Here is a 22,016-nt window from a genome sequence, read left to right on the forward strand (position 1 = left end):
ACTCTTTATGATTGGCGAGTTATGGGGAAAATGACCTTTTCTCAAACCCAGGTATGACTTTGAATTTAAGGGATGAAATGAAAGAAATTTATAGAGGAATGACGCGTAGCCAATTAGATGCGGCGTATAATAACACTAAAGCTGTCGAAAATTTCACCAAGCTGTTAGAGGAATTTCAGTTCAGCAGCAAAAAATTATACTTAGAAAAAAAATCGCAAATAGATGTGTGTTACCACTCTTCGCCAAGAACCACCTTTGATTACTTCCCTGCCAGTCAAAAAAATTGCCCGACATTTATTTTCATTCACGGTGGTTATTGGCAAAACTGTAACAAAGAGGACTTTGCTTTTATTGCAGAAGGAATTCTCAATGCCGGCATCAACGTTATTCTTGCCGAGTATACGCTAGCGCCTGAAGCATCCATGACACAAATCGTCAACGAGATTGGTTTATTACTGGATTATTTAAATCAGCATACAGTAGAACTTAATATCACCAGAGGAAAAGTGTGTCTTGGCGGTCACTCTGCTGGAGGGCACTTAACGGTCATCCATCGTAATCACCCTCTTATTTCACATGCCATGCCGATAAGTGCCCTTATTGATTTGCAGCCCATCAGCTTGTGTTGGTTGAACGATAAATTATCACTAAGTGACAATGAGATTGAGAAATACAGCCCGATCAACAAACTAATAAAGGGAGGACCTATAGCGGTTCACGTTGGCGGAGGAGAACTTCCTGAATTGATTAGACACTCCAAAGAGCTTTACCACGAGCTCAAAGATATAGGGAGTAATGTCATATATCAGGAGGTTGGTAATCATGATCATTTCACTCAGCTATATGAATTTACAGATCCGGATGGTTTTCTAGTTAAATCCCTTAAGGAACTACTAGCAAGATAAAACCATAAAGAAAGCGGCATTATATTAATGTATAGCTGAATTGCAGCACGTAGATGGCGCGGATAAACAAGAGGCCTCGCACGAGGCCCCAGCTAAATAAGGATTATTCTCGTCATACTTCAAGCTGCATGGGTGTTGGCTGCGTCCGTTCGCACCAGTCACATAGTGGGCTATGCTCCTGGCGACTCTCGGTCTTGCCGCCTACATGCAACTCGAATTATTTAGAGTCTATTGATCATGCCAATTGGCTGATGCGCGCCAATTGCTCGAAATAATCCGGAAACGTTTTGGCTGTGCACTTAGGATCAAGAATGGTCACCGGGGTATCAGAAAGTGCCACCAGCGAGAAACACATCGCCATACGGTGGTCGTTATAAGTGCCAATTTCTGCAAACTGCAGTTTGCTCGGCGGCACAACGTGAATGTAATCTTCCCCCTCATCCACTTCCGCCCCTACTTTACGCAGCTCAGCCGCCATGGCTGCCAGACGATCGGTTTCTTTCACCCGCCAGTTGTAGATATTGCGGATCGTGGTGGGACCTGAAGCAAACAGTGCGGTGGTAGCTATAGTCATGGCAGCGTCTGGGATATGATTCATGTCCATGTCGATACCTTTAAGCTCACCACGGCTGCACTCTATAAAATCATCGCCCCAAGTTATACGTGCGCCCATTTTTTCCAGCACATCGGCAAACTTGGTATCACCCTGCACGCTTTTTTTACCAATGCCGGTCACGCGAACGGTTCCACCTTTGATGGCCGCAGCAGCCAGGAAATAAGAGGCAGAAGAAGCATCCCCTTCAACCAGATACTCACCCGGCGTACGATAGGTCTGCTGCCCACGAATATGGAATACGCGATAGTTATCGTGTGTTACCTCAACACCAAAAGTGTTCATCAGATGTAGCGTGATATCAATGTAAGGCTTGGAAACCAGTTCACCTTTGATGTGAATAGCCGTGTCTTGAGCCGCTAACGGTGCCGCCATCAGCAATGCAGTCAGGAACTGGCTGGAAACGCTACCATCAACGCTAACCTCACCACCACGGAAACCGCCTCGCAAGCGGAGTGGCGGGTAATCGGTCTGCTCAAGATAATCAATTTGCGCTCCACCCTGGCGCAAGGCATCAACCAGATGGCCGATAGGGCGCTCTTTCATGCGCGGCTCACCGGTCAGAATGATGTCACCATCCCCCAGACACAGCGCTGCAGCCAGCGGACGCATAGCGGTACCGGCATTGCCAAGGAACAGTTCCAGCGGCTGTTTCGCTAGCAGCGGGCCAGCAACACCTTCCACAAGGCAAACAGTTCGATCAGCGGAAAGTTGATAATTCACCCCTAGCGCCTGTAATGCATTGAGCATATGACGCACATCGTCGCTATCCAGCAGGTTGGTAAGCCGGGTCGTCCCCTTTGCCAGCGCAGCCAGCAACAAAGCCCGATTAGATACGCTCTTGGAGCCGGGTAAGTTGATGGTGCCATTGACCAAAGCGACCGGTTGTAACGTCAGGGAATCCAACATGTGAACAAAACTCTCCAGAATCTGATAAACGAAGCGGCCCCGGTATCACACCAGGGCCGCTTTAGTGCAAGAGGACAACAACCCTATCTTGAGTCTTCAAGGCTACGGAGAGCGGATTGAAGACCATCAAGAAGAACACAACAGCTCAATACGGACTGAGCCAATCAACCATGACGACGTTCAAAGTCAACCATAAAGTCCGTCAATGTCTTAACACCAACCAATGGCATTGCATTGTAGATCGAAGCACGCATGCCCCCGACAACTCGGTGTCCCTTCAACGCTTGTAGGCCAATGGCTTCCGCTTCGCTGAGGAAGACTTTATCAAGCGCTGGTTCGGCAAGCTGGAACGGTATATTCATCCAGGAGCGGTTAGACGCGGCAACCTGGCTACGATAGAAATCTGAATTATCGATGGTGGAATAAAGCAGTTCGGCTTTCGCCTGATTGCGTTTTTGCATTTCCACCAGCCCACCCTGTTCTTTCAGCCATTTGAATACCAGGCCAGAAAGGTACCAGGCAAAGGTCGGTGGCGTATTGAACATTGAGCCGTTTTCGGCAAGTACCTTGTAATCCAGAATCGAAGGAACTTCACGACGTGCCTTGCCCAGCAGATCCTCACGCACAATAACCAGCGTCAGGCCAGCAGGGCCGATGTTTTTCTGTGCACCAGCATAGATAACGCCAAAACGGCTAACATCAATCGGGCGGGAGAGAATCGTGGAGGAGTAGTCACCGATAACGACTTTATCACCAAAATCTGGCATCTCGTCGATAGCTACGCCGTCAATAGTTTCATTCGGGCAATAGTGTACATAAGCAGCGTTATCGCTCAATTGCCACTCTTTCATCGGTCTGATGGCACTTAGGCCGTCGACCTTGATTTTGACGTCAATAGTATTCGGCTTACAGTACTTCTCTGCCTCCAGAATAGCACTGTGTGCCCAATAGCCACCGTCGATATAGTCGGCACTATTGCTATCACCCAGCAGATTCAGCGGCAAAGCTGCAAACTGCGCACGAGCACCGCCATGGCAGAACAGCACTTTATAATTGGCGGGGACTTTCAGCAGATCGCGAAGATCCTGTTCCGATTGCTCGGCAACTGCGATAAATTCTTTACTGCGATGGCTGATCTCCATCACAGAAGTACCAAGGCCATGCCAATTGCACAGTTCCTGTTCTGCACGACGCAACACTTCAACCGGCAGCATTGCCGGGCCAGAGCTAAAATTATAAACCTGTGTCATTTCCCCTCACCACATTGACTGTTCGCCATACAAACCGGCTTGCTGAAATACGCTCGAAGTTAAAAGCAACCCATCGGTTTTATCACTCACGCCACACGGCTGCAACGCTTATTGTTCCATGAGCGGGAAACTGTTTAAGCGATAAATAACAGGCTCTGCCAACGTAAGGTACTTTTTTGCCATAAAACGCTGTGACATGGGGTAATACCACGGGTTACTACGGGGTTTTATGTCATTTTCGACCGACATAATCAGGGGGCGTAAGCCCCCAGTGAGTACAACGATCAATACTGATTGAATATCGCCTGGATCTGTTTTGGGTCTTTGGTTTGTGTTAATGCCAATTGCAGCAGAATTCGTGCTTTTTGCGGGTTTAAGGTCCCTGCAGCCACAAAACCGAATTTCACATCATCGACCTCAGCATCTTCCGTGGTTGCTCCGGTCGGAACGCGAGAAGAACGCACCACGGCAACGCCGTTATGGGCCGCGGTAGCCAAGGTGTCAAACACGGATTTATACAGGTTACCGTTACCAACACCTGCACTGACAATCCCTTTGTAGCCTTCGGCGATCAAAGCTTTGGCTGGGGCATCCGACGCATTGGCGTAGTTATAGATAATACCCACTTTCGGTAGCTCACTCATCTTGCTGATGTCAAAAGGCGTATCAGTCGTGTGTTTGCGCTGAGGCGAACGTTGATAATCGATTTTACCATTGTGGATGTATCCCAACGGACCGAAATTGGGCGACTGAAAGGTTTGCACCCCGGTGGTATTGGTTTTGGTTACATCGCGCCCATCCAGCACCACATCATTCATGGCGACCAGCACACCGCGCTTGGCTGACTGCGGATCTGCAGCCGTAATTACCGCATTGTATAAGTTGAACGGACCATCAGCACTCATTGCGGTTGCCGGACGCATAGCGCCTACGATCACCACCGGTTTATCACACTTGACCGTGAGATCGAGGAAATACGCAGTTTCTTCCAGCGTATCGGTACCGTGGGTGATCACAAATCCGTCGGTTTGGGCACAATCAGTATTAATTTTCTTGGCCAGTTTTAGCCAGACTTGGTCATTCATATCCTGCGAACCAATATTGACTACCTGTTCCCCTTGGATATTCGCCACTTTTTTCAGCTCTGGTACGGCATCAACCAATGCCTCAACACCCAGTTTACCTGCGGTGTAGTTGGACTGAGTTGCGGACTCTCCCCCACCGGCAATAGTGCCACCGGTTGCCAGCAATGTGATGGTAGGTAATGCCAAGGCTGAACCGCTGGCACCTGCTAGCAGCAATGCCAGTACGCGAAGTTTTATTGATTTCACTACGTTTCTCCATTTTTTGATAACTTACTGAATTATGTCATTTATCCCTAAAAATACTGTGATATTAACAGCGCTTTACTAATACATGGAGCTTGAGCGTAAAACCCCGTATCATTGCGCGTTTTTAGTACGCTCAAAAAGTGAAGACAATGACGCAAACTTTTATTCCTGGCAAAGACGCAGCACTGGAAGACTCCATCGCCCGTTTTCAGCAAAAATTGACCGATCTGGGTTTTAACATCGAAGAAGCTTCCTGGCTGAACCCAGTTCCCCACGTCTGGTCAGTACATATTCGCGATCGCGATTGCCCGCTGTGCTTCACCAATGGTAAAGGCGCCAGTAAAAAAGCCGCGCTGGCTTCAGCCTTGGGCGAATATTTCGAGCGCTTGTCCACCAACTATTTTTTCGCCGATTTTTATTTGGGCCAGCAAGTTGCCGAGGGTGACTTTGTCCATTATCCAAATGAGAAATGGTTCCCTATCCCGGCGGACAACACTTTGCCTCAGGGGATCCTTGATGAACGTCTGCACGCCTTTTATGATCCAGAACAGGAACTGACTGCAAGCGACCTGATTGACCTGCAATCAGGTAACGCCGAACGCGGTATCTGCGCCCTGCCATTCTCACGCCAGTCCGATCTGCAGACGATTTATATCCCGATGAACATCATCGGCAATCTCTACGTTTCCAATGGTATGTCTGCAGGCAATACGGCGAATGAAGCGCGAGTGCAAGGGCTTTCAGAGGTTTTTGAACGTTACGTGAAAAACCGCATTATCGCCGAGTCCATCAGTCTGCCAGAAATCCCGAGCGAGGTGCTAAACCGCTATCCTGGCGTGGTTGAAGCCATTCGCACACTGGAAGCCGAGGGTTTCCCGATCCTGTCTTATGACGCTTCTCTGGGAGGTAACTACCCGGTAATTTGCGTGGTGCTGTTCAACCCGGCCAACGGCACCTGTTTCGCTTCGTTTGGCGCTCACCCTGATTTCGGGGTTGCGCTGGAAAGAACCGTAACCGAGTTGTTACAAGGCCGTGGTCTGAAGGATCTGGATGTATTTACCGCACCGACATTCGATGATGAAGAAGTAGCTGAGCATACCAATCTGGAGACGCACTTTATCGACTCAAGCGGCCTTATTTCCTGGGATATGTTTAAGCAGGATGCGGATTATCCGTTTGTTGACTGGAACTTCAGCGGCAGCACGCAGGAAGAGTTTTCAACTCTGATGGGCATATTCAATAAGGAAGGCGCTGAGGTCTACATCGCTGATTACGAGCATCTGGACGTTTATGCCTGCCGTATTCTCGTGCCGGGAATGTCCGATATTTATCCCGCAGAGGATCTGTTGCTGGCGAATAACAGCATGGGAGCACATCTGCGCGAGACCTTACTGCAACTACCCGCTAGCGAATGGGAACCAGAAGAGTATCTGGCCCTGATCCAGCAGTTGGATGATGAAGGTCTGGATGATTTCACTCGTGTTCGCGAATTATTGGGCTTGGCTACCGGTAAAGACAATGCCTGGTACACCCTGCGCATTGGTGAACTGAAGTCGATGCTGGCCTTGGCCGGCGGTGACATCGAGCAGGCACTGATCTGGGCAGAATGGACTCAGGATTTCAATACTTCAATCTTTACTCCTGAGCGCGACAACTACTATCGCTGCCTGCGAACATTGTTGCTGTTGGCACTAGAACCAGAGCGTGACCCAGCGCAATACCACTCTGCCTTTGTGAAGATGTACGGGCAGGAAGCGGTTGATGCTGCCTCTGCGGCAATTAGCGGTGAAGAGCGCTTTAACGGTCTGTTTGCCATCGACAGTGAGTTGAAAGCATTACCGGCCCACCAAGCACTGCTGTCTGCCTACGAAAAACTGCAAAAAGCAAAGCGCCGCCACTGGGCGTAAGCATAAGCTTCATTGCAGCGCTGGCCTTATGCCAGCGTTGCAATGAATGTAAAGTATAAGTTAAGCAACTTACGGCCCTTGTTAACCAAAAAGCCATCAGAAATACAAATATTTAACCATCACCGCTGAATGCAGTGGCTTCCATTCAAAATTATTTGCAAACATTAAAAAAAATTTTCTTATTTAAATTCAATTATATAAGCACATTGACCTTGTTATTTTTAAGGTTTTTGGGGGTTCTAGTTCTGCGCGTTATGATCCAAGTCAATTTTTACCCTATACTGCTTTGCTAGTATCTCATTGCGTTAATTTAACCCTTATAAAGTGAGAGTTAGTGTGAGAGCTGACAACCCCTTCGATATGTTGTTACCTGCCGCGATGGCGAAAATTGCCGAAGATGCGGGAGTGTATAAGGCAACCAAGCATCCGCTGAAAACCTTTTATTTGGCGATCACTGCTGGTGTCTTCATTTCCATTGCCTTTGTTTTCTATATCACTGCCACCACAGGCACTGCAGCTGTGCCCTTTGGCCTTGCCAAATTGGTGGGGGGTATCTGCTTCTCCATGGGTTTAATGCTGGTTGTTGTTTGCGGCGCAGACCTGTTTACCTCAACCGTACTCACCGTGATTGCCAAGGCAAGCGGGCGGATTACCTGGGGCCAATTAGCTATCAACTGGCTTAACGTCTATATTGGTAATCTAATCGGTGCATTGCTGTTTGTCGGTCTGATCTGGTTTTCTGGTCAACACATGGCAGCCAATGGTCTATGGGGACTGAACGTTTTACAAACCGCCGACCATAAATTGCATCACACTTTTATTGAAGCCGTCTGCCTCGGTATTCTGGCTAATCTGATGGTCTGCCTGGCCGTATGGATGAGTTATTCTGGCCGCAGCCTGATGGATAAAATGTTTGCCATGATCCTGCCGGTAGCCATGTTTGTTGCCAGCGGCTTTGAGCACAGCATCGCCAATATGTTTATGATCCCTATGGGTATTGTGGTTAAACACTTCGCCACGCCTGAGTTTTGGCAAGCCGTGGGGGCAGCACCCGAGCAATTTGCTCATCTGACAGTAAGCAACTTCATTATCGATAACCTGATCCCTGTCACCATTGGCAATATCATTGGTGGTGGCGTGTTGGTTGGCTTGACTTACTGGGTAATTTATCTGCGTGATGGCGAACAGAAGCACTAATCTGTCAGCCAGCACAGCACCGGGTTACAAAGAAATCCACATTAGAAGGTAGGTGTATAATGACCGAACTCAACGAGAAGTTAGCGACCGCTTGGCAAGGTTTCAGTGAAGGTGACTGGCAGAAAGAAGTCAACGTTCGTGACTTCATCCAGAAAAACTACACGCCTTATGAGGGTGACGAATCCTTCTTGGCTGGCGCAACTCAAGCCACAACTACCTTGTGGGACAAGGTTATGGAAGGAATCAAACTGGAAAACCGCACCCATGCGCCAGTTGATTTCGATACTAACGTAGTATCTACCGTTACTTCTCACGATGCGGGCTACATCAGCAAAGATTTGGAAACTATCGTTGGTTTACAGACCGAAGCCCCTCTGAAACGCGCGCTGATCCCATTCGGCGGCATCAAAATGGTTGAAGGTTCATGCAAGGTTTATGGCCGCGAACTGGATCCGCAAGTTAAAAAAGTGTTCACCGAATACCGTAAAACCCACAATCAGGGCGTATTCGATGTGTACACCAAAGACATTCTCAACTGCCGCAAGTCAGGCATTCTGACCGGTCTGCCAGATGCTTATGGCCGTGGCCGTATCATCGGTGACTATCGCCGTGTTGCACTGTACGGCATCGATTTCCTGATGGCCGACAAGCTGAACCAGTTCAAGTCTCTGCAGAGCAGACTGGAAAACGGTGAAGATCTGGAAATGACCATCCAGTTGCGCGAAGAAATTGCTGAGCAGCACCGTGCACTGAATCAAATTAAAGAAATGGCAGCCAAGTATGGTTACGACATTTCTGCCCCGGCCAAAACCGCTCAGGAAGCCGTACAGTGGACCTACTTCGGCTATCTGGCTGCGGTTAAATCCCAGAACGGCGCGGCAATGTCCTTTGGCCGTGTTTCTACCTTCCTTGACGTGTTCATCGAGCGCGATATCAAAGCGGGTAAACTAACCGAAGAGCAGGCTCAGGAACTGATTGACCACTTGGTTATGAAACTGCGTATGGTTCGTTTCCTGCGTACCCCTGAATATGATGAGTTGTTCTCTGGTGACCCGATCTGGGCAACAGAATCATTGGCAGGTATGGGCGTTGATGGTCGTACGCTGGTCACTAAAAACAGCTTCCGCTTCCTGAATACTCTGTACACTATGGGGCCATCCCCAGAACCGAACATGACCATTCTATGGTCTGAAAAACTGCCGTTGAACTTCAAAAAATACGCTGCGAAAGTGTCCATCGACACCTCCTCCGTACAGTATGAAAACGACGATCTGATGCGCCCAGACTTCAACAACGATGACTACGCCATCGCCTGTTGCGTCAGCCCGATGATTGTGGGTAAACAAATGCAGTTCTTCGGTGCGCGTGCCAACCTGGCGAAAACCATGTTGTACGCAATCAACGGCGGCGTTGACGAGAAACTGAAACTGCAGGTCGGCCCGAAAGAAGCGCCAATGATGGATGAAGTGCTGGACTATGACAAAGTCATGGAACGCATGGATCACTTTATGGATTGGCTGGCCATGCAGTATGTAACCTCGCTGAACATCATTCACTACATGCACGACAAGTACAGCTATGAAGCTGCACTGATGGCGCTGCATGATCGTGATGTGTATCGCACCATGGCTTGCGGTATCGCGGGTCTGTCGGTTGCCGCTGACTCACTGTCTGCCATCAAATACGCCAAAGTATCTACCATCCGTGACGAAGACGGTCTGGCTGTAGACTTCAAAATTGAAGGCGAATATCCGCAGTTTGGTAACAACGATGCCCGCGTTGATGACATCGCTTGTGATCTGGTAGAACGTTTCATGAAGAAAATTCAGAAACTGCGCACCTACCGTAATGCGGTGCCTACCCAGTCGGTTCTGACCATCACCTCTAACGTGGTGTACGGCAAGAAAACCGGTAACACCCCAGATGGCCGTCGTGCCGGTGCACCGTTTGGCCCAGGTGCCAACCCAATGCATGGTCGTGACCAGAAAGGTGCGGTAGCGTCGCTGACTTCCGTTGCTAAACTGCCATTTGCCTATGCGAAAGACGGTATCTCTTACACCTTCTCCATCGTACCTAACGCGTTGGGTAAAGATGACGATGTGCGTAAAGCCAACCTGGCCGGTCTGATGGATGGTTACTTCCACCACGAAGCATCAATCGAGGGTGGTCAGCACCTGAACGTTAACGTGATGAACCGTGAAATGCTGCTGGATGCGATGGAACACCCTGAGAAATATCCTCAGTTGACTATCCGCGTATCCGGTTATGCAGTGCGTTTCAACGCCTTGACTAAAGAACAGCAACAAGACGTAATTACTCGTACTTTCACTCAGTCGATCTAATCCACTGACTCACTGGGTACACCCCAGGAAAGTATTAATGCCAAGGCCGGATATTCCGGCCTTTTTATTAACCAGGTCTGACTTTTACCTCGAGTCTGTTTTGCCAGGTATCCCTAGTCACCGCATGTAAGCGTAAAGGTAACAATGCTGCTGCTTGCAAGGTGAAAGGTATATACTGCAGTGATATCCGTCAAAACAGTTTTCCGGCGTCATATCCAGCCAACAGGAATCGTTCACCCCGGTGCCGGGCCTGCCCCGATGCCGCGCGCTGATTTCTATCTGGCGGTTGTAAGCCTATTTTAGACTGCGTTTGACAGTCAACATTGGAGAATACCCCGCAATGTCTGTAAAAGGTCGCATCCACTCCTTCGAATCTTGTGGCACCGTTGATGGCCCTGGTATTCGCTTTATTGTTTTCTTCCAGGGCTGCCTGATGCGCTGCCTGTATTGCCATAACCGAGATACCTGGGATACGCACGGTGGTAAAGAAGTTACTGTCGAAGAATTGATGACTGACACCGTTGCTTACCGCCACTTTATGAATGCTTCCGGTGGTGGTGTAACCGCGTCAGGGGGAGAAGCGATCTTACAGGCAGAGTTTGTGCGTGACTGGTTCCGCGCATGCCATGCTGAAGGTATCCATACCTGTCTTGATACCAACGGCTTTGTGCGCCGTTACGATCCCGTTATCGACGAGTTGCTAGATGCAACTGACTTGGTCATGCTAGACCTGAAACAAATGAATGATGATATTCATCAGAATCTGGTGGGTGTTTCCAACCACCGTACGCTGGAATTTGCCCGCTATTTGGCAAAGCGCAATCAACGCACCTGGATCCGCTACGTAGTGGTCCCGGGTTGGTCGGATGATGATAAATCAACACATATGCTCGGTGAATTCACCAAAGACATGACAAATATCGAGAAAATCGAGCTGCTGCCTTACCATGAGTTGGGTAAACATAAATGGGTGGCAATGGGAGAAGAGTACAAACTAGATGGCGTTCGTCCTCCCAAGGCCGATACGATGGATCACGTTAAAGAGATCCTTGAGAGCTACGGCCACAAAGTTATTTACTAAAAATCCCCTTCACGACCATCAAACCCGGCAAATCTGCCGGGTTTGCATTGTTCAGGCTGCCGCCAGAGGCGTATGATGACGGTCCGGTTTTCTTAGCAACATCACCAGATAAACCAACGCCACTATCGCAATCATCACAAACAGCAAGCGATCAGAATAGCGTTGCATCAACAGCGACGTCATTGAGGGGCCTAGCAGGCTACCTACCGTGTAACTCATCAATAATGTCTGATTTATGGCCACCAACTCATGCGGTAACACCTTCTCACAAGCCCAGGACATTGCCACCGGATACAGAGTAAAACCTGCACAGCCAAGAATAAACAGCGTTGGCGCCATAGCGTAGTTACCCAGCATGGCGATACTGGCAAGAATAATAACAAACACCTGAATACGCAGCACCAGCAAACGACCATAACGATCGGCCAACCGCCCTATCGGCCACTGGCCCGCAATGCCGGAACTGACCAGCAACGCCATCCAGTATCCGACGTTAGCATCACTCATTCCCTGGTGGGCTAGATAAAGCGGCATCAGCCCATATAGCGAACCAAGTACCATCCCCGATATAACACAGCCGTTGATCCCCAACCTTGCGCCACGGCGTTTGAGCATCAACCAAACCGAGGCTCGCTGCGGTTCATCTTCTTCCTGATGGTTCACTCGCGCAAACAGCATCGGCAACATGGCGGCCATCACAATGGCCGTCACCCAAGGCAACACATGCAACAATTCGGTGGAAACCATGCCTAACAGCAATTGGCCTGTTACAGTCCCCAAATAGTAGACCATCATATAGGCTGCCAACAGTTGACCGCGGTTACTCAGATTGCCGCTGCGCAGCAGCGCGCTCTCGACGATCACCCAAATCCAGGCACATCCAACTCCGGCAAAAAAACGCCCGCCTATCCAGCTCCAGAAATCCAGAGAAAGCGCCATGCTCATTGTCGCCAGAGCAAAAAGCAGACAGGCCAGGTGATAACTGCGGGTAAAACCAATACGTTTGATCAGCTTACCTGCAACCAGTGTACCCACCAGATTCCCGGTAAAGTAAGAAGAGCTGACGACACCGACTTGCCAGGTGGGTAATTGAGCATGGGTTAACCACAGAGGAACTAACGTGTTCAATACGGCAATAGAAACCGTAAGAAGCAACAAGCCGCAGAGCAATAAGAGCACTGGGCGCGAATATGGGGACATAGTGAAATGGAACCGAACGGACGAAGAAAGTGCGCGCATCATGCCACTGGCGATAAAAAAGTCAATCGCCGGTGGGAGAACGATCGCACAATATGTTTAACAATGCGTTATGGCAATAGCTTTTCACCCGAGGCTACCAGCACAATATGGCCATGGAAACACGATAACTTGCACAACCCACAACCATTGCACCTTGTATCATCCCGCTGTAATTGACGAATGCCGCCTTCAGAAAGTTGAAATTCCAGCGCCTGCTGAGGACAATTGATGACGCACATCTGGCAGCTCTCCTGTCGGCCTAGGCAACTGTGGCTGATTTGTGGACGCAACAATGTATCGCATGGCATCCCTTCGCGCAGCGCACCAGTTTGGCAGGCTGTAGTGCATTTACAGCAAACATCACAGGCGGTGAAATCGATACTCAATAACGCTTTGCCCTGATCAAGACTCAACAACCCGTAAGGGCATTCGTTCACACAGTGACCACAACCGTCGCACAGTGCAGTAAACAACATCTCCGGCAATGCCTGGGGTGGGCGCGCCATCGCCGGCAATGGCGAAGAAGTTTCCAGGGAAGGCTTAGTGCGCTCAAGCCAGCCCGTCAGCAATCTGCGCCGGCTGTTGCCTTGCGAAGTAAGCTGCGGGCTATTTTTCATCAGTAATACAACTCTAGACTGGCTACCGGTGCTGGGCAATCAGCCGCCCATCCTGCCAGCGTGATTTGAGCCAACTGTGCCACACCCTTGTAGAACGGATGCCCGGCATGTTGTTGTAACAGTTCAAGATAACGAGGAGCCCAAGGGAGAAGGTGCTGTGCGAGCAGTGCTGAAATCATTGTTTGCTGATGTTCCTCTGCTAACCAGGCCGCCATCATCAGTAATGTTCCAATGTGATCTTCCGGCTCATTTTGCTGCCGTTGCGCTTCGATACCATTGACCCGCAGCCATTGGCGCAGGCGCAGCGTGGAATCACCGAACAGAACGCTCTCCCTGTCAAGATAGACCGAACCCCACGGGGGGGCAGGCAAAGCGTATGGCCCGACAAACAGGCGCTGGTACGCTTCTGCCAATGTCTCTGGCTGATTGCCCGCGAGGCCTTCAGCAATCAATGCTGCAGCCTCCTGAGCCCCTTCATAGGGCCATTCGGTCAGCCACTGCGCGTCAGCGAGTGATGCCAGTAAAGGCTGGCACTCTTTACTTTCTGGCGGTGCGTACAGCAAAACACCCAACACGCGGCCTGTTAAAGCGATTTTTTCGAGCATCATAACTTGAACTTCTCCAAGGGCGCTGGATACAGCGCCCCGGTTAATCGTTAGCCAGCAACAGCCATGCCAACGGTCATATGTAAGCCGTAAAACACACTACGGCCGATCAACTCACCGGCAAAGACTAGCACAAAGCCCAAGCTCATCCCCATCACACTGGCATTACCGCGGCGCAACAGCGGACAAATCCAACAACCCAGTCCAAGAACCAGCAATACCAAGCGCCATACCATCAACTGACCATACTCAGGGATCAGTGCCGAAGCCTGCTGTACCGACGTGTTAATGGTTGCAAGCTCAAAGCCTTGCATCAACGCGGAGCCCAGGCTGAGTAACAAGGCCAGCACGCTGAGTATCACCAACTGATAACGGCCAGCAACCTCCAAACCGGCAGCACGAAGCAGCAATACCCCAAGCAATGGACCGCCGATCAATACGGTCAGGAAGAAGTTTAAGGTGGTATAACCATTGTGCCAGGTAGGTACTGTATCGATTTGGTAGACCCGCGTCATAGCATAGATAAACAGTAGGCCCAGTATCATGGTGACAACCAGCCACGCTTTCCCCAGCGCCTGTGGCAACTTGTTCAACATGGCCAACAACCAGTAAATACCGCCGATCGCAAAGAACACGGCACCGCTGGCGATCTCGTTGCTCAGCGCCGATTCACCCACGCGGTTCAATGAGTTGAATGCCCTTAGCGGTGTCCCCAAGTGGATTACCGAGGCGATAAACGCAATTCCCATCAACAACCAAAGGAAAAACATAGAACCGTGCACCGCCCTGCTCTGACGATCGGTGAGATTACCGGCAATGAGCGCCAGCCCCATTATAATCACGCCGCCCACCACAAACTGCCCTAACACGGTGAATACCATCAGCGGCCATTCATGCCATCCCGTCCCCATTTTAAACCTCCTTCGGATTAGCCAGGTGACCGGTAGTGTCACCACTCGGACGACTGTTTGCGTTCGGTTTCAGCACAATGCACGGTTTAGTGAAATGCGCTGCGGGTAACGGTGCAACTTCAGCCAAAGTGCCATGCTGCGCACGTAATTCCTCTATCGGACCAAAATCCAGCGCCCGCAGCGGACAAGACTCGACACACACCGGTTTTTTGCCTTCGGTAACGCGCTCAAAGCAACCATCACACTTGGTCATGTGCCCTTTCGCTTCGTTGTATTGCGGGGCGCCATAGGGGCAAGCCATATGACAATAGCGGCAGCCTATGCAGATTTCTTCGTTGACGACGACCAGACCATCTTCACGTTTGTGCATCGCGCCACTGGGACACACTTTGGTACATGCAGGATCTTCGCAATGGTTACAGGCGATCGACAGGTAATAGGCAAACACGTTCTGGTGCCAGCCATCGCCATCCTGCAACCAATCGCCCCCCGCATACTCATAAATGCGACGGAAACTGATCTCCGGTGTCAGGTTTTTATAGTCCTTACAGGCCAACTCACAAGTTTTGCAGCCGGTACAACGACTTGAGTCGATATAAAAGCCATATTGCTTAGCCATCAGCTACTCCTCAAAGTTTGGCGACCTGCACCAGATTGGTGTGGGAAGGGTTACCCTTGGCCAGCGGCGAGGGACGTTGGGTGGTCAGCACGTTAATGCTGCCAGCATGGTCGATACGGCTCCCGTCCGGTGAATACCAAGCACCTTCTCCTAGCGCAACCACCCCAGGAAACATGCGCGGGGTCACCTTGGCATTGATACGCACTTCACCGCGATCGTTATAAATCCTTACCAGATCACCATTGGCGATACCACGCGTCTGCGCATCAATCGGGTTGATCCACATTTCCTGACGGCAAGCAGCTTTCAACACATCAACGTTGCCGTAGGTTGAATGCGTCCTTGCCTTGTAATGGAAACCGGTCATCTGCAACGGATATTTATTGCTCAATGGATCGTCGAAACTTTCAAACCCCGCCGTATATATCGGTAACGGATGAATAACGTCTTCCTTCTCCAGTTCCCAACTGGCCGCCAATGCCGCAAGTTCAGCGGAATAGATTTCAATCTTGCCGGAAGGGGTAGTCAAAGGGTTAGCTTGCGGGTCGGCACGGAATGCTTTGTAAGCTACGTGGTGCCCATCGGGGTCCTGTTGCTTGAAGATCCCTTGCTTAAGGAACTGTTCATATTCCGGCAGCGCAGGAATTTTCTGGCGGGACTGCTGGTAAAGGTGCCGCAACCACTCTTCTTGTGTACGGCCTTCGGTAAAGGTCTGTTCAACACCCATGCGACGGGCAATTTCGCTGGTCATTTCATAGATGTTTTTACACTCGAAACGCGGTGTTATTGCTTGATCGGCAAAAATGACGTAACCCATATTGCCGCTGGATGCATCCAGACAGAAATCCCTTTGCTCTGATGCGGTACAATCAGGCAGCACCAGGTCGGCATATTTCGCCGAAGACGTCATATGATTATCAATCACCACGATCATTTCACATTTCTTCGTGTCCTGCAGAATATCGTGTGTTCGATTGATTTCAGAGTGTTGGTTAACCAAGCAGTTGCCAGCATAATTCCAGACAAACTTGATAGGCACATCCAGCTTATCCTTTCCTCTGACGCCATCACGTTTGGCGGTCATTTCTGGGCCACGCAGTATGGCATCGGTCCACAAGAACATGGAGATACTGGTTTTTACCGGGTTTTCCAGCGTCGGCATCCTTACAAACGGCAGTCCGTAGGAACCTTCACGGGCACCACTGTTACCACCATTAATCCCTACGTTGCCGGTGAGGATCGGTAACATGGCAATAGCTCGCGAGGTCAACTCACCATTTGAATGGCGCTGCGGCCCCCATCCCTGGCAAATGTAAGCTGGCTTCACACTGCCTATTTCACGCGCGAGTTTAATAATGCGGTCGGCGGGGATACCGGTGATCTGTGAGGCCCAGGCTGGGGTTTTAGCGATACCGTCATCACCCTGCCCCAGAATATAAGCCTTGTAATGGCCATTGGCTGGGGCACCGGCTGGCAATGTCTTTTCGTCATAACCGACGCAGTACCGATCCAGGAACGGTTGGTCTACCAGATTTTCAGTAATCAGCACGTATGCCAACCCTGCAACCAAAGCCGCGTCGGTGCCAGGGCGAATAGGGATCCACTCATCTTCACGCCCGGCTGCGGTATCGGTATAGCGCGGGTCGATCACAACCATGCGGGCATTCGAACGCTCACGTGCCTGTTCCAACAGATAGGTAACCCCTCCACCACTCATGCGGGTTTCGCCGGGGTTATTGCCAAACAGCACCACCAGCTTACTATTTTCGATATCCGTTGGGCTGTTCCCGTCTGCCCATCCACCGTAGGTATAGTTCAGACCAGCAGCAATTTGCGCGGTACTGTAGTCCCCATAATGGTTAAGGTAGCCTCCACAGCAGTTCATCAAACGGGCAATCAGCGTGGCGCCAGGCGGCCAGGAACGGGTCATAGTGCCACCTAATGTTCCCGTGCCGTAATTCAAGTAAATCGCTTCGTTACCATAATCCTTGATTATGCGCTGCAGGTTGTCGCCGATCAGCGTGAAGGCTTCATCCCAACTGATACGCTTGAATTTGCCTTCTCCCCGTTCGCCAACGCGCAGCATGGGATATTTCAAACGATCTGGGTTATACACTCGGCGGCGCATTGAGCGCCCACGTAAACAGGCCCGGACCTGATGCAGCTTTTCGTACGCATCGTTACCGGTATTGTCGGTTTCAACATATTTGATTTCACCGTCGACCACATGCATACGTAAAGGGCAGCGGCTACCACAGTTGACGGTGCAGGCACTCCATACGGTTTTTTCTTCGGGTTGAGAGGAGGATGAGGTTGTTGGAGTGACTTCGGCGCTGGCACGGCGGCTAAACGGTAGATAAGTACCAGCTACAGCGAGGGCAAGCCCCCCGATAGCGCTGTTCTTCACCAGCTTACGCCTGGAACACTGCAGTCCGGACAACGATTTTTTTTCAGACTCGCTCATAGTCATTTCGCTCTGGTTTGCTAAATTCAGCCAGTTGAATGGCGATAAAAAGCCGTAATTAATACATCACGTCTTTCTTCGATGCAGGTTGGGTTATATCGGCTGGCAGGGTTGTTTTTATTGTGGCCTGCTCACCGTGGAACTATCCTCCAAAAGAGGTAGTTCCACTTTGCTTATAATCAATAATTAATTGATATATAGCGATTTATCGATAATGATTTTCATTTCTTAAAATTTTATGCGGCAAGAACAGGGACTGAGAATTGCTTTTACAGCTAGGCTGTGAGTGGATAGATTCTGCGGGTATTGCAATAAAAGAAAAAGCGCCCGTTGGCGCTTCAGACTGCTGACTAACCCCGTTATTAGGGAGAGCGTGCCGATGGGGTCGTAACGGCGTAAGCCGTTGGAGCGCCCCTCGGTGCGCTAGGCCCGGGTATCTCGGGTCAGAAGGCCACTTTATCATCAACCTCAAGCGCCCGTAGGCGCTTTCGATATGACGTGTTGCGGGTTAACCGATGTACTCTAGACCGCCCATATAAGGACGTAATACTTCCGGTACCTGAATACGGCCATCGGCCTGTTGGTAGTTTTCCAACACCGCCACCAATGTACGGCCCACAGCCAAACCAGAACCATTCAGCGTATGAACCAAACGTGGTTTTTTCTCAGTCTTGCTGCGGCAACGAGCCTGCATGCGACGCGCCTGGAAATCCCACATGTTGGAGCATGAGGAGATTTCGCGGTAGGTATTCTGCGCGGGTAACCACACTTCCAAATCGTAGGTTTTACATGCACCAAACCCCATGTCGCCAGTGCACAGCAGCACTTTACGATAAGGCAGATTGAGCAACTGCAACACTTTCTCAGCATGACCGGTCAGTTCTTCCAAGGCGTTCATGGAATCTTCTGGACGCACGATCTGCACCATTTCGACTTTATCAAACTGGTGCATACGGATGAGGCCACGCGTGTCCCGCCCGTAAGAACCGGCTTCAGAACGGAAGCATGGCGTGTGTGCAGTCATGCGCAGCGGCAGGTCGTCTTCATCCAGGATCTCATCACGCACCAGGTTGGTAACTGGCACTTCCGCAGTCGGGATCAGCGCATAGTTGCTGCTTTCTGATTCCTCTTCCAGCGGTTTGGTATGGAACAGGTCTTCACCAAACTTCGGCAACTGACCGGTGCCATAGAGTGTTGCATGGTTTACCAGATACGGAACATAGGTTTCCAGATAGCCATGTTTCTCGGTGTGAAGATCCAGCATAAACTGGGACAGCGCACGATGCATACGGGCGATTTGCCCTTTCATTACCACAAAACGCGCACCTGTTAGCTTCACTGCCGCAGCAAAATCCAGACCACCGGCCATTTCGCCTAACTCAACGTGGTCACGCACCTGGAAGTCGTAGTGACGCGGCTCACCCCAGCGGCTGACTTCAAGATTTTCACTGTCGTCTTTGCCATCTGGCACCGCATCATCCGGCAGGTTTGGCAGAATTAAAGCATAATCGCGGATTTCGTTCTGCAGCTTGTCCAGTGCTGCCTTGGCAGCATCCAGCTTGTCACCCAGTTCGTTCACTTCGCGACGCAGTGGCTCGATATCTTCACCGCGCGCTTTCGCCGCGCCGATGGATTTCGATCGGGAGTTACGTTCTGCCTGCAGTGTCTCAGTTTCTACCTGCAGAACCTTACGGCGTTCTTCTTGTGAACGTAGCAGATCCAGATCGAGTTTAAAGCCTCTGCGAGCCAGTTTTACGGCGACTGCGTCTAGCTCATTACGCAGCAGATTGGGATCGAGCATGCTAATCCTGTGCTTGTTGTTATTGAAAGAGAAATTGTTGTTCTACACGGCAAAGTTAAAGCCGCATAAAAGGAGTGTAATACCCGCTAACCTTACCGCAACGGCAACGCTAGCGGTAGCGTTTTGTCTGGCTATTTTGATCCTGCTCAGCGAGCCATGCCAGCTTTTCACCGATTTTACCCTCAAGCCCACGCGAGGTCGGATGATAGTAGCGTGTCGCGGCCATTTCAGGCGGGAAATAGCTTTCCCCAGCCGCATAGGCATTGGGTTCATCATGGGCATAACGGTATTCCGCCCCCAATCCCATTTCTTTCATCAGTTTAGTGGGTGCGTTGCGCAAGTGCTCAGGCACGTCGTAATCTGCCATTTCCTTCGCGTCCCGCATTGCTGCTTTGAAGGCGGTATAAACCGCATTACTTTTTGGTGCGCAAGCCAGATAGACGATGGCTTGCGCGATAGCCCGCTCACCTTCCGCAGGCCCGACCCGAGTGAAGCAATCCCAGGCAGCAATAGCAACTTGCATACCACGTGGGTCGGCGTTACCCACATCTTCCGACGCAATTGCCAGCAAACGGCGGGCGACATACAACGGATCCCCCCCCGCAGTAATGATGCGTGCATACCAATACAACGCAGCATCTGGAGCAGAACCACGCACCGATTTATGCAGTGCTGAAATCAGATCGTAATAGCGATCGCCTTTATTATCAAAACGCGCGCTGCGCTCACCGGAGACTTCTTTCAGCAACTCAGGGGTAAGGATTCGCATTCCTTTCCCATCGATTTCAGCCATATCGGCCATCATCTCCAGGCTATTCAAAGCACGGCGCGCATCGCCCCCCACCAGTTCAGACAGCATGCGTCTGGTTTCTGGCGGCAAGGTTATGTTCTGACCACCGAAACCACGCTCAACGTCTTGCATTGCCTGTTCAAGTACCAGGGAAATGTCTTCTGCCGTCAGTGCTTTTAATAGATAAACTCTGGCCCGGGAAAGCAATGCCGAGTTCAATTCAAAGGAAGGGTTTTCTGTCGTTGCGCCAATAAAGGTAATAGTGCCGTCTTCAATGTGCGGCAGAAAAGCATCCTGCTGACTTTTGTTAAAACGGTGTACTTCATCAACAAAAAGAATAGTGCGGCGACCAGCATCACGGTTTTGCCGGGCGCGCTCGATGGCTTCGCGGATCTCCTTGATACCAGATGTCACCGCAGAGATCCGCTCTACGTCGGCCTGACCATAGCGGCCAATCAACTCTGCCAGCGTCGTTTTCCCCGTTCCAGGCGGCCCCCACAAGATCATCGAATGCAGTTGCCCGGCTTCGATGGCTCGCGGCAAAGGTTTACCGGGTGCCAGCAAGTGCTGCTGACCAATGTACTGTGCAAGGGTTGTTGGCCGCATACGCGCGGCCAACGGCTGAAATTCATTGTGGGAAAAATCGAGTGACATATTACTCACGAAAACCTCACTGGCGCTGGTCGTCCAGCGTCACCCCCTTTGGTGGGGTAAATTTGAATTTGGCAGCATCGATGCTGGAGTTTTGTTGGCTTTTCAACTGATAATCGCTACGCTGGCCATCCTGTTCTACCGCCGTAAAGCTCTTTATCGTGCCACTGTTGGTAACGGTAATCGCGAATTGCTTCAGGTTACCACTGGCGACTTTTGGTGTCAGTTCAAAGTCATCGCCTTTCTGCTTGACGTGGTACTGCTTCCAGTCAGTGGCATTATTGCGAGTAATCAACATAAAAGGCGTATTACCGGTGGCATTCTTCAACCAGGTAGCCGTTACCTGTTCAACAAACGGATTGTAGAACCACAAGGTTTCGCCATCAGAAACCAGCACGCTCTCATCTGGGGAGGTCATATGCCAGTTAAACAGGTTAGGACGCTTTACCCACAATTCGCCTTCCCCTTGCTGCACCGCAGCGCCATCACTGCTGGTAACAGATTGGGAGAAGCTGGCATGGAAACTGTTTACTTTCGCCAAGCGACTTTGCAAATCTTGTGCTGCATCCGCCAGCGCAGAGGTGGACGCGAATCCCGAGAGCAGACAGCAGGCAACTAACAGTTTTTTCATTATTCCAGACACCTTATGAAATGCATTTACCGCAAGGTAGTACTTTGCGGCTAACTTTACCTTCAACGCCCTACACTTTACCTGAAGCCACGAACCCGCAACCAGCGCTGTATTCCGATAAAAGCAAGGGTTTACGCTTCTTTGCACAAGGGC

17 protein-coding genes are annotated in these 22,016 nt (G+C 50.5%); 5 read left to right on the top strand and 12 right to left on the bottom strand.

The features are described from left to right. Nucleotides 1-77 precede the first annotated feature (77 nt). A complete protein-coding gene (locus SAQUA_RS14950) occupies nucleotides 78-905 on the top strand; it encodes an alpha/beta hydrolase (protein WP_380679962.1) in 828 nt (275 codons plus the stop codon). A gap of 235 nt (nucleotides 906-1,140) precedes the next feature. On the opposite strand, the gene aroA is transcribed toward SAQUA_RS14950, so the two are convergent. From aroA to ansB, 3 genes are all read right to left on the bottom strand, one after another. Beyond that, nucleotides 1,141-2,427, bottom strand: a complete 1,287-nt coding sequence (gene aroA / locus SAQUA_RS14955) for a 3-phosphoshikimate 1-carboxyvinyltransferase (RefSeq protein WP_380679965.1) — start codon at nucleotides 2,425-2,427, stop codon at nucleotides 1,141-1,143. A gap of 164 nt (nucleotides 2,428-2,591) precedes the next feature. Next, a complete protein-coding gene (gene serC, locus SAQUA_RS14960; protein WP_380679968.1) occupies nucleotides 2,592-3,677 on the bottom strand; it encodes a 3-phosphoserine/phosphohydroxythreonine transaminase in 1,086 nt (361 codons plus the stop codon). Nucleotides 3,678-3,961: 284 nt separating this feature from the next. Continuing rightward, complete coding sequence (ansB, locus tag SAQUA_RS14965; RefSeq protein WP_380679971.1) at nucleotides 3,962-5,008, bottom strand: L-asparaginase 2; 1,047 nt, start codon at nucleotides 5,006-5,008, stop codon at nucleotides 3,962-3,964. A gap of 149 nt (nucleotides 5,009-5,157) precedes the next feature. On the opposite strand from ansB, the gene ycaO reads away from it, so the two are divergent. The 4 genes from ycaO to pflA all read left to right on the top strand — a co-directional run bounded on the left by ycaO (nucleotide 5,158) and on the right by pflA (nucleotide 11,535). Continuing rightward, nucleotides 5,158-6,915, top strand: coding sequence for a 30S ribosomal protein S12 methylthiotransferase accessory factor YcaO (gene ycaO, locus SAQUA_RS14970; RefSeq protein WP_380679974.1), 1,758 nt, complete (start codon nucleotides 5,158-5,160; stop codon nucleotides 6,913-6,915). Between the two features lie 336 nt (nucleotides 6,916-7,251). Beyond that, nucleotides 7,252-8,112: a formate transporter FocA gene (gene focA / locus SAQUA_RS14975; protein WP_380679977.1), complete on the top strand. Its 861-nt coding sequence runs from the start codon at nucleotides 7,252-7,254 to the stop codon at nucleotides 8,110-8,112. 59 nt (nucleotides 8,113-8,171) lie between these two features. Then, nucleotides 8,172-10,454: a formate C-acetyltransferase gene (gene pflB, locus SAQUA_RS14980; RefSeq protein ID WP_380679980.1), complete on the top strand. Its 2,283-nt coding sequence runs from the start codon at nucleotides 8,172-8,174 to the stop codon at nucleotides 10,452-10,454. 340 nt (nucleotides 10,455-10,794) lie between these two features. Next, complete coding sequence (gene pflA / locus SAQUA_RS14985; protein WP_380679983.1) at nucleotides 10,795-11,535, top strand: pyruvate formate lyase 1-activating protein; 741 nt, start codon at nucleotides 10,795-10,797, stop codon at nucleotides 11,533-11,535. A gap of 51 nt (nucleotides 11,536-11,586) precedes the next feature. Here the strand turns inward: pflA and SAQUA_RS14990 are convergent, their stop codons facing one another. The 9 genes from SAQUA_RS14990 to lolA all read right to left on the bottom strand — a co-directional run bounded on the left by SAQUA_RS14990 (nucleotide 11,587) and on the right by lolA (nucleotide 21,863). After that, on the bottom strand, nucleotides 11,587-12,735 hold the full coding sequence (locus SAQUA_RS14990) for an MFS transporter (RefSeq protein WP_380679986.1): 1,149 nt from the start codon (nucleotides 12,733-12,735) through the stop codon (nucleotides 11,587-11,589). Nucleotides 12,736-12,842: 107 nt separating this feature from the next. Then, nucleotides 12,843-13,391, bottom strand: a complete 549-nt coding sequence (locus SAQUA_RS14995; protein ID WP_380679989.1) for a 4Fe-4S dicluster domain-containing protein — start codon at nucleotides 13,389-13,391, stop codon at nucleotides 12,843-12,845. Beyond that, complete coding sequence (dmsD, locus tag SAQUA_RS15000) at nucleotides 13,391-13,999, bottom strand: Tat proofreading chaperone DmsD (protein WP_380679992.1); 609 nt, start codon at nucleotides 13,997-13,999, stop codon at nucleotides 13,391-13,393. The genes SAQUA_RS14995 and dmsD overlap by 1 nt, the downstream gene beginning before the upstream one ends. Before the next feature lie 47 nt (nucleotides 14,000-14,046). Continuing rightward, nucleotides 14,047-14,907 carry a DmsC/YnfH family molybdoenzyme membrane anchor subunit gene (locus tag SAQUA_RS15005; protein WP_380679996.1) on the bottom strand — a complete coding sequence of 287 codons (861 nt, stop codon included), beginning with the start codon at nucleotides 14,905-14,907 and terminating at the stop codon, nucleotides 14,047-14,049. Nucleotide 14,908: 1 nt separating this feature from the next. After that, entirely contained in the window at nucleotides 14,909-15,526 is a 618-nt protein-coding gene (locus tag SAQUA_RS15010; protein ID WP_380679999.1) for a DMSO/selenate family reductase complex B subunit, read from the bottom strand. Nucleotides 15,527-15,536: 10 nt separating this feature from the next. Beyond that, nucleotides 15,537-17,990, bottom strand: a complete 2,454-nt coding sequence (gene dmsA / locus SAQUA_RS15015; RefSeq protein WP_380680002.1) for a dimethylsulfoxide reductase subunit A — start codon at nucleotides 17,988-17,990, stop codon at nucleotides 15,537-15,539. Nucleotides 17,991-18,498: 508 nt separating this feature from the next. Further along, nucleotides 18,499-19,791: a serine--tRNA ligase gene (serS, locus tag SAQUA_RS15020; protein WP_380680005.1), complete on the bottom strand. Its 1,293-nt coding sequence runs from the start codon at nucleotides 19,789-19,791 to the stop codon at nucleotides 18,499-18,501. A gap of 109 nt (nucleotides 19,792-19,900) precedes the next feature. Next, complete coding sequence (locus SAQUA_RS15025) at nucleotides 19,901-21,244, bottom strand: replication-associated recombination protein A (protein WP_380680008.1); 1,344 nt, start codon at nucleotides 21,242-21,244, stop codon at nucleotides 19,901-19,903. 7 nt (nucleotides 21,245-21,251) lie between these two features. Then, nucleotides 21,252-21,863: an outer membrane lipoprotein chaperone LolA gene (gene lolA, locus SAQUA_RS15030; protein WP_380680011.1), complete on the bottom strand. Its 612-nt coding sequence runs from the start codon at nucleotides 21,861-21,863 to the stop codon at nucleotides 21,252-21,254. Nucleotides 21,864-22,016 lie beyond the last annotated feature (153 nt).

Source organism: Serratia aquatilis, from assembly GCF_044865145.1.
In the GTDB taxonomy this organism is placed as follows: Bacteria; Pseudomonadota; Gammaproteobacteria; order Enterobacterales; family Enterobacteriaceae; genus Chania; species Chania aquatilis.